The 13664-nt window shown below is 64.2% G+C and carries 9 protein-coding genes; 7 read left to right on the top strand and 2 right to left on the bottom strand.

The window, feature by feature from the left end; all coding sequences use genetic code 11:
- Positions 1-5 precede the first annotated feature (5 nt).
- On the top strand, positions 6-2273 hold the full coding sequence (locus tag HMPREF3166_RS02810) for a RelA/SpoT family protein (RefSeq protein WP_070487562.1): 2268 nt from the start codon (positions 6-8) through the stop codon (positions 2271-2273).
- Between the two features lie 21 nt (positions 2274-2294).
- Here HMPREF3166_RS02810 and HMPREF3166_RS02805 read toward each other — a convergent pair whose 3' ends face one another.
- Positions 2295-3161, bottom strand: coding sequence for a peptidylprolyl isomerase (locus tag HMPREF3166_RS02805; protein ID WP_070487560.1), 867 nt, complete (start codon positions 3159-3161; stop codon positions 2295-2297).
- 113 nt (positions 3162-3274) lie between these two features.
- Here HMPREF3166_RS02805 and HMPREF3166_RS02800 point away from each other — a divergent pair, with 113 nt between their 5' ends.
- A complete protein-coding gene (locus tag HMPREF3166_RS02800) occupies positions 3275-3949 on the top strand; it encodes an MBL fold metallo-hydrolase (protein ID WP_070487558.1) in 675 nt (224 codons plus the stop codon).
- Positions 3950-3971: 22 nt separating this feature from the next.
- Positions 3972-5312, top strand: coding sequence for a histidine--tRNA ligase (hisS, locus tag HMPREF3166_RS02795; RefSeq protein WP_070487556.1), 1341 nt, complete (start codon positions 3972-3974; stop codon positions 5310-5312).
- 94 nt (positions 5313-5406) lie between these two features.
- Here hisS and HMPREF3166_RS02790 read toward each other — a convergent pair whose 3' ends face one another.
- Positions 5407-6366 carry a KPN_02809 family neutral zinc metallopeptidase gene (locus HMPREF3166_RS02790; RefSeq protein WP_049049932.1) on the bottom strand — a complete coding sequence of 320 codons (960 nt, stop codon included), beginning with the start codon at positions 6364-6366 and terminating at the stop codon, positions 5407-5409.
- Between the two features lie 100 nt (positions 6367-6466).
- Between HMPREF3166_RS02790 and aspS the strand changes: the two genes are divergently transcribed.
- Genes aspS through alaS form a run of 4 tightly spaced genes read left to right on the top strand, consistent with a single transcriptional unit; the run spans position 6467 to position 13655 of the window.
- Positions 6467-8269, top strand: a complete 1803-nt coding sequence (gene aspS / locus HMPREF3166_RS02785; protein WP_049049933.1) for an aspartate--tRNA ligase — start codon at positions 6467-6469, stop codon at positions 8267-8269.
- A 10-nt stretch (positions 8270-8279) separates the two neighbouring features.
- Complete coding sequence (locus HMPREF3166_RS02780; protein WP_049049934.1) at positions 8280-9542, top strand: phosphotransferase; 1263 nt, start codon at positions 8280-8282, stop codon at positions 9540-9542.
- A gap of 19 nt (positions 9543-9561) precedes the next feature.
- A complete protein-coding gene (locus HMPREF3166_RS02775) occupies positions 9562-10938 on the top strand; it encodes a replication-associated recombination protein A (RefSeq protein WP_049049935.1) in 1377 nt (458 codons plus the stop codon).
- Positions 10939-10991: 53 nt separating this feature from the next.
- On the top strand, positions 10992-13655 hold the full coding sequence (gene alaS, locus HMPREF3166_RS02770; protein ID WP_070487554.1) for an alanine--tRNA ligase: 2664 nt from the start codon (positions 10992-10994) through the stop codon (positions 13653-13655).
- Positions 13656-13664: the final 9 nt, after the last annotated feature.

Genomic DNA, 13664 nt, shown 5'->3' with positions numbered 1-13664 from the left:
CGGCTATGAGCAACGAAAAGGGTTCGCTGTGGATGGCGGCTCGCATTGCGCGAAGCCTCACCGGCACCGGTAAGCCAAAGATCAACCCCGTACTGGGGCCGCTCATTTCCGTGCACAGGCGCTTTCACCCGCGCGCCGACCTCGCCCTGCTGAACCGCGCCTATGCCACCGCCGAGAAGTTGCACGAGGGCGTGAAGCGCAAGTCTGGCGAGCCCTACATCACGCACCCGCTGGCGGTGGCGACGATTGCTGCGGAGATCGGCATGGACACAACCACCGTGGTCGCAGCGCTGCTGCACGACACGGTGGAAGATACTGATTACTCCCTGGATGAACTTTCCCGCGACTTCGGCAGCGAGGTCGCCCGCTTGGTGGACGGCGTGACGAAGCTGGACAAGGTGGTGCTGGGCTCCGCGGCGGAGGCGGAGACCATCCGCAAGATGATCGTCGCCATGGCGGAGGACCCGCGCGTGCTAGTGATTAAGGTGTCTGATCGCCTGCACAATATGCGCACCATGCGCTTCCTGCCGCCGGAAAAGCAGGCGAAGAAGGCACGCGAGACCCTCGAGGTGATTGCCCCGCTGGCCCACCGCCTGGGCATGGCAACCGTGAAGTGGGAGCTGGAAGATCTGGCTTTCGCCATCCTGTATCCGAAGAAGTACGACGAGATCGTGCGCCTGGTTGCCGACCGCGCCCCGAAGCGCGACCAGTACCTGGCGAAGGTGAAGCAGGAGATCGAGCTGGCTATGTCGCGCAGCTCGCTGCACGCCACCGTGGAGGGTCGCCCGAAGCACTACTGGTCGATCTACCAGAAGATGATCGTGCGCGGCCGCGACTTCGACGAGATCTTTGACCTGGTGGGCGTGCGCATCCTGGTGGATAGCGTGCAGGATTGCTACGCGGCCGTGGGTGCCATCCACACCCTCTATCAGCCGATGCCGGGGCGGTTCAAGGACTATATTTCCTCCCCGCGCTTTGGGGTGTACCAGTCGCTGCACACCACCGTGATCGGCCCGGACACTAAGCCGCTGGAAGTGCAGATCCGTACCCACGAGATGCACCACAACGCCGAATACGGCATTGCGGCGCACTGGCGGTACAAGGAAACCCGCGGCAACAATAACAGTGAGTCCGCAGAGGTGGACCAGATGGCGTGGATGCGCCAGCTGCTGGACTGGCAGAAGGAGGCCGCGGATCCGAACGAGTTCCTGGATTCACTGCGCTACGACCTGTCGACGAACCAGATCTTCGTGTTCACGCCGAAGGGCGATGCCATCACACTGCCGAACGGCTCCACGCCGATCGACTTTGCCTACGCGGTGCACACGGAGATCGGACACCGTTGCATTGGTGCGAAGGTCAACGGCAAGCTGGTGGCACTGGAATCCAAGCTGAATACCGGCGACAAGGTGGAGGTCTTTACCTCCAAGGACCAGAACTCCGGGCCGTCGAAGGACTGGATGAACATCGTCGTTTCGCCGCGCGCGAAGGCGAAGATCCGGCAGTGGTTCGCCAAGGAGCGGCGCGAGGAAGCTGCGGAGAAGGGGCGCGACCTGTTGGCTGCCGAAGCGCAGCGGGGTGGCCTGGCGGTACACCGCCTGTTTACTCACGAATCCCTGCGCCTGCTGGCCAGTGACATGAACTACCAGGATGTCGAGGCGCTCTATACGGCCATTGGACGGGGAGAGGTCACCGCCGGGCACGTCTGCCACCGCCTGGTTGAGGGGATGGAGCCGGAATCCGAGGCAGATGACGTCCTGCAGTCGGGTTCGGCGACCTCGAAGATTGCGAACACCCCGCAGGAAGGCCGCGGCGATGGCTCCGGCATTCTGGTGCAGGGGGAGGCCGACTTCTCCGCGAAGCTGGCGAAGTGCTGCACCCCGGTGCCGGGCGATAAGATCTTCGGCTTCATCACCAAGGGCGGGGGAGTAAGCGTGCACCGCACGGACTGCACCAATTCTGAGAAGCTGCACCAGGAGCCGCAGCGGATCATCGAGGTCTCGTGGGCCAGCAGCTTCCACAATGCGGTGTTTATGGTCACGATCCAGATCGAGGGCCTGGATCGCAACGGTTTGCTCTCTGAGGTCACGCGCGTGGTCTCTGACCAGAAGGTGCCGATCATCGCCACGAACTCGCACACCGCGGGCGATAGGGTGGCGACTATCCGCTTCACCTTCGAGGTGTCGGACACGAAGCAGCTGGGCTACATGATGAACCAGCTGCGCAACGTCGAAGGTGTCTACGACGTCTACCGCGTCACGACGGGCGGCTAGCTGCGTGGCTAGCCCAGAAAACTAACCCAGCACCGCGGACTCGATGTTGATGTCCTCGGACGGGGAGGCATCGCCCTCCGGTGCCTTTTCCATCAGCTTGTCCAGTGCCTTCAGGCCGGCCTCGTCGATGGTGCCGAAGACGTTGTAGCTCGGCGGCAGGGTGGTGTCGCCGGTGACCAGGAAGAACTGGCTGCCGTTGGTATCCGGGCCACTGTTGGCCATCGCCAGGGTGCCGCGCTTGTAGTTGACCGGGGAGTCGGCCTGGCCTTCGTCCACGCCGTTGCTCGGGAACTCATCCGCGAAGCTGTAGCCCGGGCCGCCTGCGCCGGTGCCCTCGGGGTCGCCGCACTGCAGGATCGTCATGGAGTCAGACTTCACGGAACGGTGGCACTTGGTGGAGTCGTAGAACTTCTTCTCCACCAGGTGCTTGAAGGAGTTGGTGGAGCACGGAGACTTGTCGTTGGCCAGCTCCAGGCCGACCTTCTGGCCGTTCATGGTCAGGGTGACCTTCTCGGTTCCCTTGGCGGTCACGTCCTTGCCGTTGGGCAGTCCTGCGTCGCTGAGCTCGCCTTCCGGATCCTTCTTGTACTCGCACTTCACCGTGTCACCGTAGGGCTCCTTGGGGCCTGCCGGCAGCGCCACGGGCTTCACATCCGGCTCTTCGGACTGCTGCTGCTCGCTCTCGGCGACCTGATCTTCTTCCTCGTCGGAGGTGTAGGTGGCGGCGAACCAGATGCCGCCGACGATGACCACCAGCACGGCGAGGGTTGCTGCGACCACGCCCAGCGGTGCGATCTTGGCCTTGCGCTCGCGGGACTTCAGAGCTTTCTCTAGCTCCGACAGCGCCTGGTCGCGCTGAGCCGCGTTCGGGTAGTTGTTGTCAGACACGTTTTTCTAGGACCTTTCTTGTGCTAGATACGGTGATCCATTATGCCCTATATACTGGCCGATTCGGGTGAAGGGGCACGGGCTCGTTGCTGTTTTCGCTAGGGTTTAGTGGCATGAGCACAGACGCAACCCTCCTGCCGGATACGACGCAGATCCTTTCTTTTCCCGCCGGTCCTTTCGAAACCAATTGCTATGTGGTGATTGATGGTTCTGACGCCACTAGCGGGGAAAACTCCCCGGCGGTCGTTATAGACCCGGGGTTGGGTGCTTTCGAGAACATCCAAAGGCTCGCCGAGGAACACAAGTTCTTCGTCGAGAAGGTCGTGCTGACTCACGGGCACATCGACCACATCCGCGACGCGGGAGCGTTCGGGGTGCCGGTCTACGTCCACGAGTTGGATCGCTTCATGCTGGAGATGGATCAGGCGGCCAGCCCGCTGGCGCAGCCTTTCGACGTGGCGAACATGCCCGCGATCGAGGACATCCGCCACCTGGGGGATTCCATCAGTATCGGTGGCGCGGAGTTCGAGATCCATCACATGCCGGGCCACTCGCCGGGGCATGTTATGTTCCGCGTGAATGGGCTGATCTTCGGCGGCGATGTGCTGTTCCGCGGGGGAGTGGGCCGCACCGACCTTCCGGGCTGCTCGCCTGAGGACATGATGCTGAGCCTCAAGAAGCTCACCACCGATTTCGCCGATGAGGACATTGTGCTGCCGGGGCACGGCCCGCACACGACCATCGGGGAAGAAAAGCGCACCAATAGCTTCCTGGCGGCAGTCCAATAGCTGTTTAGTAGACTGTTCTTTTGTGACTGAGAGCGAGAAGAAGCAACAGAAGTCCCAGAAGACTAAGGCTGAGAAGTTTAAGGCGCTAAGCGCGCCGAAGGGCGTGCCGGACTACGTGCCGCCAACATCGGCGGAATTCAAGGCGGTCAAGGATGCGTTCACCTCCGCCGCGCACGCCGCAGGCTACGAGCACGTGGAGCTGCCGATCTTCGAGGAGACCTCTCTGTTCGCCCGTGGCGTTGGCGAATCCACCGACGTTGTGTCGAAGGAGATGTACACCTTCGCCGACCGGGGCGGCCGTTCGGTAACCCTGCGGCCGGAGGGCACGGCGGGCGTCATGCGTGCCGTCATTGAGCACAACCTGGATCGCGGGCAGCTCCCCGTCAAGCTGGTCTACAACGGCCCCTTCTTCCGCTACGAGCGCCCCCAGGCAGGCCGCTACCGCCAGCTGCAGCAGGTGGGCGTGGAAGCCATCGGCGTGGACGATCCGGCGCTGGACGCCGAGGTTATCGCACTGGCGCACCGCTGCTTTAGCTCCATTGGGTTGAATGGTTTCCGCCTGGAGCTAACCAGCCTGGGCGACTGGGACGACCGCCCCGCCTACCGGCAGAAGCTGCAGGACTTCCTGGCCACGCTACCGTTGGACGAGGAGACGCAGCGCCGTGCGCAGCTGAACCCGCTGCGCGTCCTGGACGATAAACGCCCCGAGATGCAGGAGATGCTGGCAGAGGCCCCCTTGATGTTGGATCACCTCAGCGATTCCTCCCGCGAGCACTTCGAGACCGTGACCGGGCTGCTGGACGACCTGGGCGTGGGCTACACCATCAACCCGCGGATGGTGCGCGGCCTGGACTACTACACGAAGACCTGCTTTGAGTTCGTCCACGACGGCCTGGGCGCGCAGTCCGGCATCGGCGGCGGTGGCCGCTACGACGGCCTGATGGCTCAGCTGGGCGGGCAGGATCTTTCCGGAATCGGCTTCGGGCTGGGAGTTGATAGGGCACTGCTGGCGCTCGAGGCGGAGGAGAAGAGGGCGTCAACAGGAAGAAGGGTTGATGTCTACGGCGTGGCACTCGGCGCGGAGGCCAAGCGGCGCATGGTGGGCATCGTGGACGACCTGCGCGAGCGCGGGGTCGCCGCCGATATGTCCTACGGCGACCGCGGGTTGAAGGGAGCCATGAAGGGCGCCGACCGTGCCGGTGCACTGTATGCCCTGGTGCTGGGGGATAAGGAGCTGGCTGAGGGCACGGTGACGGTGAAGGATCTCGGCGCTCACGAACAGCACGAGGTGGATCTGGCTGCCGTCGTAGAGCTGCTGGCGGAGAAGACGGAGAAGCCGGCAGAGAGGACGACAGGCGCTTAGTAGAACGGCTTTGCCGAACTGGCTGCGCCCATACCTGCCGCCGCAGCGTTAAGAGCGCTGCAGGCGGGGCGCCGCGGGGCTACGTGCACGGGACTTAGCGCTGGAAGTCCTGGTGGCAGGACTTCATGGTGCCGCCCTGGTAGCCGCGCATGAACCAGTCCACGCGCATTTCGGAAGACCCGTGGGTCCACTTGTCGGGATCTACTTCCTGTCCGGAGCTGGACTGGATGGCGTCATCGCCAATAGAACGAGCAGTCGCAATAGCCTGCTCGACCTGCTCCTGGGTTAGGGGCTCCAACAGAGCGTCCTCACCCTTGTCGGCGTTCTGGGCCCATACGCCGGCGTAGCAATCGGCCTGGACCTCCATCTTCACCGCGTTGGAATCCTCACCCGGGTTGTCGTAGTCGCTCAACCCCAGGTTGCCTTCCAGGTTCTGGATGTGGTGGCCGAACTCGTGGGCGGTGACGTACATCTGGGCGAACGGTCCGTTGGATCCGCCCATCTGCTTCAGCTCGTCGAAGAACGGGACGGACATGTAGACCGTCTCGTCGCCGGGGCAGTAGAACGGCCCGGTGCTAGCTAGGTTCGCGGAGCCACAGCGGGTGCTGGTCTGCCCCTCGGCAAGCACCAGCCCCGGCTCCCTGTAATCGGTCCCAGCCTCGTCCGGCAGTGCCGAGTTCCAGAACTGGTCGACCGACTTCGCCGTGGCCAGCACACGGCAATCGTCGTTGTTGTTGGCGTCCTCGGCCGTCTGGCAGTGCTCGAAGCCCTCGCCGCCCTGACTGCTATTGACGCCCGCACGCTGATCCGCGCCGTTGTTTCCGCCCAACATCCCCATTCCACCGTTGAAGAAGAACACGAGAATGGCGGCAACGATGATTCCGGGAATGCCAAAGCGGCGGGCGAGAGCGCCAAAGAGCAGCCCCGTAAAGAGGCCGCCGCCTCCACCCTGATTGCCACCCCCGCCGCCGAAGCCGAATCCGCCCCCGCCGGAGCCGGTGCCTCCGCGCTGTCCACGGTCGGAATAATTGTTGAGATTGTTGTTAAAAGTCACAAGTGAATCGTGCCATACCCGGGCGACGTACACACCCCATTGCGGACAAGGTAAGCTGTAAGGCCGAAAAGGCTAAAAATCGAGGAAGGACTATAGGAACGTGCTGCGCACACACCTGGCGGGCGAACTGCGCCCAGAGAATATTGGTGATGAAGTGACCCTGACCGGCTGGGTTGGTCGTCGACGCGACCACGGTGGCGTCATTTTCATCGACCTGCGCGACCGCAGCGGCGTGGCACAAGTCGTCTTCCGCGAGTCCGAGGTGGCGGAGCGTGCGCACGACCTGCGCAGCGAGTACTGCCTGAAGGTAACCGGTGTGGTGGAGGCACGCCCGGAGGGATCCGAGAACCCGAACTTGGCTTCTGGCGGCATCGAGGTCAACGTGTCCGCCCTGGAGGTTCTGAACGAGGCGGCGGCGCTGCCGTTCCAGATCGACGATCCGTCCTCCTCCGGCGAGGTGGGCGAGGAAACCCGCCTGAAGTACCGCTACCTGGATCTGCGCCGCAAGACCCAGGGCGATGCGCTGCGCCTCCGCTCCCGTGTTAACCAGGCTGCCCGCGGGGTTCTGGCCGAGCACGACTTCACGGAGATCGAAACCCCGACGCTGACCCGCTCCACCCCAGAGGGCGCCCGTGACTTCCTGGTGCCTGCACGCCTGCGCCCGGGCACGTTCTACGCCCTGCCGCAGTCCCCGCAGCTGTTTAAGCAGCTGCTGATGGTGGCTGGCATGGAGCGCTACTACCAGATCGCCCGCTGCTACCGTGACGAGGACTTCCGCGCCGACCGCCAGCCGGAGTTCACCCAGCTGGACGTCGAGATGTCCTTCGTGGACCAGGAAGATGTGATCTCTCTGGCAGAGGAGATCCTGGTGGCGATCTGGAAGGAGATCGGCTACGAGATCTCCACCCCGATCCCGCGCATGACCTACGCCGATGCCATGAAGTACTACGGCTCCGACAAACCGGACCTGCGCTTCGACATCCAGATCACTGAGTGCACCGACTTCTTCAAGAACACCACCTTCCGCGTGTTCCAGAACGAATACGTCGGCGCAGTGGTCATGGAAGGCGGCGCAGACCAGCCCCGCCGCCAGCTGGATGCTTGGCAGGAGTGGGCTAAGCAGCGCGGCGCGAAGGGCCTGGCCTACATTCTGGTGGGCGAGGACGGCGAGCTGTCCGGACCGGTTGCCAAGAACATTACTGACGAAGAGCGTGCGGGCATTGCCGAGCACGTCGGTGCCAAGCCGGGCGACTGCATCTTCTTCGCCGCAGGCGAGACCAAGCCGTCCCGCGCCCTGCTGGGTGCTGCCCGCGGCGAGATCGCTAACAAGCTGGGCCTGATCAAGGAAGGAGACTGGGCCTTCACCTGGGTTGTTGACGCCCCACTGTTCGAGCCGGCTGCGGATGCCGCCGCGTCTGGCGACGTGGCCCTGGGCCACTCCGCGTGGACTGCCGTGCACCACGCCTTTACCTCCCCGAAGCCGGAGTACCTGGATAACTTCGACGAGAACCCGGGCGAGGCGCTGGCCTACGCCTACGACATCGTGTGTAACGGCAACGAGATCGGCGGCGGTTCTATTCGTATCCACCAGCCGGATGTGCAGGAGCGCGTGTTCAAGGTCATGGGCATCACCGAGGAGGAGGCCCGCGAGAAGTTCGGCTTCCTGCTGGATGCGTTTGCCTTCGGTGCCCCGCCGCACGGTGGTATCGCGTTCGGTTGGGACCGCATCGTCTCCCTGCTGGGCGGCTTCGATTCCATCCGCGACGTCATCGCCTTCCCGAAGTCCGGCGGCGGCGTGGATCCGCTGACCGACGCCCCGGGCGAGATCTCCGCGGAGCAGCGTAAGGAATCCGGTATCGATTTCAAGCCGAAGAAGGGCCAGAAGGGCCAGAAGGAAAAGTAGGCGAGTAGTAGTGCAATCAGTCGAGTCCACTGTCGAGGCGGCAACCCAGGTTTTGGCGAACCGCTTCGGAGGTTCACCCGAACTCAGCGATCCGCAGGATCTGGGTGGCAGTGGCTCCTCGATGGTTCTGCGCTGCCGGATTTCCGCCGACCCCTTCCTGCAGGAACGCACGGTGGTTATCAAGCAGCTGCCGCCGGAAAGCGAAGGGGACGCGGCCGCCGCGAACGCTGATGGCAGCGACGGTGCCGGCGATGCAGGGGAGTTCGGTCCGGATGCCCTCGGCATGCTCCGCGAGGTCGTGGCCTACCAGTACACCAATACTCTGGCGGAGACGGTACGCCCCGGCCCTGTACTGCTGGCTTATGACATCGACCAGCGCCTGCTGATTCTGTCGGACGCGGGCGACGGCACGAGCTTTACCGACGTGCTTACGCTCCAGGATTCCAAGTCCCGCATCGGAGCCCTGCGTAAGCTCGGCCGTTCGCTGGGCAAAATGCACGCCGCCACGTTCGGTGGCGCGCAGTCTTACTCCACCCTGATGCGCCGCCAGTGCCAGCGCCACCACATCAGCCCCGAGGCGATCGAAGAGTCCGACATCAACGTCGGCGAGCTCATCCAGTCGGGCGTGGACCTCATGATTTCCAACGGCCTGACCATCGACCCGGTGGTACAGCGCTACGCCACCAAGGCCGTCGAGCGCCAGAACAAGTCCGAGTTTCTGGTCTTCACCCCCTTCGACCTGGCGCCCGACAACGTCATGCTCACGGACAACATCGTGCTGCTGGACTACGAGTGGGCCGGTTTCCGGGACGCGGCCTTCGACGTCGCCTGCGTGGTGGCGGGGTTCCCCCAGGACAATTCCACCCCGGCTTTGGACGAGCCGGAGACCACGGAGTTCCTCGCCGCCTGGCGGGCGGAGGCCCAGCAGATCTGGCCTGCAATCTCCGACGACGAGGTCTTCCACGACTGGGTCATGTCTGCCCTTATCGGCTGGGCATTCCTGTCGTTGATCATGATGTACTACGGCCGGCTTTCCGTGGCCAAGCACTCCTCGTTCGTCTTCGGTGAAGAATCCGACAACCAGGAGGTTTCGCGCTCGATCCGCCACATGTCGGAGGAGCAGCTCGAGGACCTGGCCACGACGGTGGAGGCCATCGAGCGCTTCTCCCGCCGCCGCGACTCCCAAGACTTCGAGGCGATTGGTGGCTTCGCCCGAGTCCTGTTGAAGGTGCTGTCGCAGCTGGGAGCTTTCCCGAACGAGCGCGACGAGTAGCGCCCGCAGCCTAAAGCCGATGGACGATCTGTTTTCCCAAGGTCAGCAGGGCAGCGGCGCCGACGCGCACTCGGCTGAGGCCTATTTTCACCCCGGCTCCCACGCCCCACTGGCGGTTCGCATGCGCCCCCGCAGCCTCGATGAGGTGGTGGGGCAGGACAAGGTTCTCGGCCCGGGCTCGCCGCTGCGCCGCCTGATCGAAGGCCACGGCGATACCTCCGTCATCCTCTATGGCCCGCCCGGCACCGGAAAAACCACCATCGCCAGCCTCATCTCCCAGGCTTCCGGCCGCCGCTTCGAGGCCTTGAGCGCCCTGAACTCCGGCGTCAAGGAAGTCCGCGCGATCATCGAGCAGGCCCGCAAGCGCCTGGTCATGGGCGAGCACACCGTGCTGTTCATCGACGAGGTGCACCGATTCTCCAAAACCCAGCAGGACGCGCTGCTCTCCGCCGTCGAAAACCGCACCGTGCTGCTGGTCGCCGCCACCACCGAGAACCCCTCGTTCTCTGTGGTCTCGCCGCTCTTGTCGCGGTCGTTGCTTGTCCAACTTTCTTCTCTTAGTGACGCCGACATCCGCACCGTACTGCAGCGCGCTCTCGACGATGAGCGCGGATACGCCGGCCGACTGCGGGTGACCCCCGAGGCCATGGACCAGCTCGTCGCCATGGCGGCAGGGGACGCCCGCCGTAGCCTGACGTACCTGGAGGCCGCGGCCGAGGGAGTCGAGCCGGAAGGGGAGGACGGCGTGGCGGAGCTGGTGGCGTCACAAGTAAAAAAGTCCCTTAACAAGGCAGTGGCGCGATACGACCGCGACGGCGACCAGCACTACGACATCACCAGTGCCTTCATTAAATCCATCCGCGGCTCGGATCCGGACGCCGCGCTGCACTACCTAGCCCGCATGCTGGAAGGCGGCGAAGATCCGCGCTTCATCGCCCGTAGGCTGGTGATCCACGCCAGCGAGGACATCGGCATGGCTGATCCGCAGGCGCTGCAGGTGGCGGTGGCGGCTTATCACGCGGTGAGCTTCATCGGCATGCCGGAGGCACGGCTCAACCTGGCTCAGGCCACGATCCACCTGGCGACCGCGCCGAAGTCCAACGGAGTGATCGCGGCCATCAACTCCGCCATTGGGGACGTGCAGGCGGGCAAGGGCGGGGCAGTGCCGGCTCACCTGCGCGACGGCCACTACCAGGGGGCGAAGGCGCTGGGTAACGCGGTGGGATACGTCTATCCGCACGACGATCCGAAGGGCGTGGTGCCGCAGCAGTACTTGCCGGACGATCTGAAGGACGCGGTGTACTACCGGCCGACAACCCACGGCCATGAAAAGACCATTGCCGCGCGCTTGAGTAGCCTTAGGGCTATCGTTCGCTCCTTTCTGACCCGGGGGTAGAATGTACGCATTCCATTTACAGTCGACATAGAACTCTACGAGGTAAAGCCACCGTGCAAACGCATGAGATCCGCCAGCGCTTCATCGAGCACTTCACCAAGGTCGGGCACACCGAGGTACCCAGCGCATCGCTGATCCTGGACGACCCGAACCTTCTGTTCGTGAACGCCGGCATGGTTCCGTTCAAGCCCTACTTCCTGGGCCAGCAGAACCCACCGTTTGAAAACGGCACGGCGACCTCCATCCAGAAGTGCGTGCGCACCCTGGACATCGACGAGGTCGGCATCACCACCCGCCACAACACGTTCTTCCAGATGGCGGGCAACTTCTCCTTTGGTGCGTACTTCAAGGAAGGCGCGATCACGCACGCTTGGACGCTGCTGACCGACCCGGTGGAAGAAGGCGGCCTGGGCCTGGATCCGGAGCGCCTGTGGGTCACCGTCTTTACCGACGACGATGAGGCGGCGGAGATCTGGAACAAGAAGATCGGCGTACCCGAGCACAAGATCCAGCGCCTCGGTATGGAGGACAACTACTGGTCCATGGGCATTCCCGGCCCGTGTGGACCCTGCTCGGAGATCTACTACGACCGCGGCCCGGAGCACGGCCAGGAGGGTGGTCCGATCGTCGACGACACCCGCTACATCGAGATCTGGAACCTCGTGTTCATGGAGAACGAGCGCGGTGAGGGCCTGGGCAAGGGCAACTTCGAGATCGTCGGCAAGCTGCCGAAGAAGAACATCGATACCGGCCTGGGCATCGAGCGTGTCGCCTGCATCCTGCAGGACGTGGACAACGTGTACGAGACCGACCTGCTGCGCCCCGTCATTGACGTGGCCCAGGAGGTCACCGGCGCCAAGTACGGCGCAGACCAGGCCAACGATGTGCGCTTCCGCGTGATCGCCGACCACTCCCGCACCGGTCTGATGCTGATGTTGGACGGCGTGACCCCCGGCAACGAGGGACGCGGCTACATTCTGCGCCGCCTGCTGCGCCGCATCATCCGCTCCGCCCGCCTGCTGGGCGCAACGGGGGAGACCCTGGAGAAGTTCATGGACACCGTGCGGGAGACCATGACGCCCTCCTACCCAGAAATCGCCGAGAACTACGAGCGCATTCGCGCCGTGGCTCTGGCCGAGGAGAAGTCCTTCCTGAAGACCCTGGAATCCGGCTCCCAGATGTTCGACAACTGGGCCCACGGCGCCAAGGAGCGCGGCGAGGGCACCGTCCCGGGCGACGTTGCTTTCTCCCTGCACGACACCCACGGCTTCCCGATCGACCTGACCCAGGAGATGGCCGCCGAGGCCGGCCTGAAGGTGGACATTGACGGCTTCCACGACCTGATGGCGGAGCAGAAGGCTCGTGCAAAGGCCGATAACAACGCCAAGAAGCTGGGCCACGTGGATCAGACGATCTACCGCCCGTTCGTGGATAACCACCCGACCGTGTTCACCGGCTACGAGAACCTGGCTGACGAGGCCTCCGTGCTGGGCATCATCCGCGACGGCGCGCTGGTGGAGACTGTCCCGGAGGGCGCTGCTGCTCAGGTGATCCTGGACCGCACCCCGTTCTACGCCGAGGCCGGCGGCCAGATGGCCGATCGCGGCGAGATGACCACCACCTCGGGCGCTGCCCGAGTGGAGGACGTACAGAAGGTCGGCAAGAAGGTCTGGGTACACCACGTGACCGTCAGTGGCGGCGAGCTGGCCGTGGGGCAGAAGGTGCAGGCCACGGTGGACAAGGCGTGGCGCCACCAGGCACGCCAGGCGCACTCCGGCACGCACCTGATCCACGCCGCCCTGCGCGAGGTGCTGGGGCCGACAGCCGTCCAGGCGGGCTCCATGAACAAGCCGGGCTACCTGCGCTTCGACTTCAACTACGGCGAGCAGCTGACCGAGCACCAGCTGAACCAGATTGAGGAGATCGCCAACGGCGCCGTGGATAGCGACTACCAGGTGAACACCATCGAGACCTCCCTGGAGGAGGCCAAGGCGATGGGCGCCATGGCTCTGTTCGGCGAGAACTACGGCTCCGAGGTGCGCGTCGTGGAGATCGGCGGACCGTTCTCCATGGAGCTGTGTGGCGGTATCCACGTGGAGCACTCCTCCCAGGTCGGCCCGATCTCCGTGCTCGGTGAGTCCTCCGTCGGCTCCGGCGTGCGCCGCATCGAGGCCTACACCGGCATGGATTCCTTCCGCTTCCTCAGCACCGAGAAGTCTCTGGTGGCCGGCCTGGCGACCAGCCTGAAGACCCCGAGCGAGGAACTGCCGGAGCGCATCGACGCGCTTACTGCCAAGTTGAAGGCCGCCGAGAAGCAGATCCAGCAGCTGCGTGCGCAGCAGCTGCAGGGGCAGGTAGGCCAGCTGGTGGAGAAGGCCGAAACTATCGGCGAGGTCAAGGTACTGGCCGAGCAGCTGCCGGAAGGCGTTGCTGCAGGCGACCTGCGCACCCTCGCCATGGATGCGAAGAACCGTCTGGGCTCCGAGCCCGCCGTCGTGGTATTCGCCTCCGTGGACGGCGCGAAGGTTCCTTTCGTCGCCGCTGCGAACGATGCCGCTGTGGACAAGGGCATCAAGGCCGGCGAGCTCGTCAAGGCCTTCGGGGAGAAGGTTGCCGGTCGCGGTGGCGGTAAGCCGGCCATGGCACAGGGCTCTGGTTCGGACGCCGCCGGCATCTCCGCCGGTATCGAGGCCGTCAAGAGCGCGCTGCGCGGATAGTCGGCCGGG

It is taken from the genome of Corynebacterium sp. HMSC08A12, from assembly GCF_001807485.1.
Taxonomy (GTDB): Bacteria; Actinomycetota; Actinomycetes; order Mycobacteriales; family Mycobacteriaceae; genus Corynebacterium; species Corynebacterium evansiae.
Note: the sequence above shows the minus strand (reverse complement) of the source record. Positions and strands in the feature narration are given on the sequence as shown.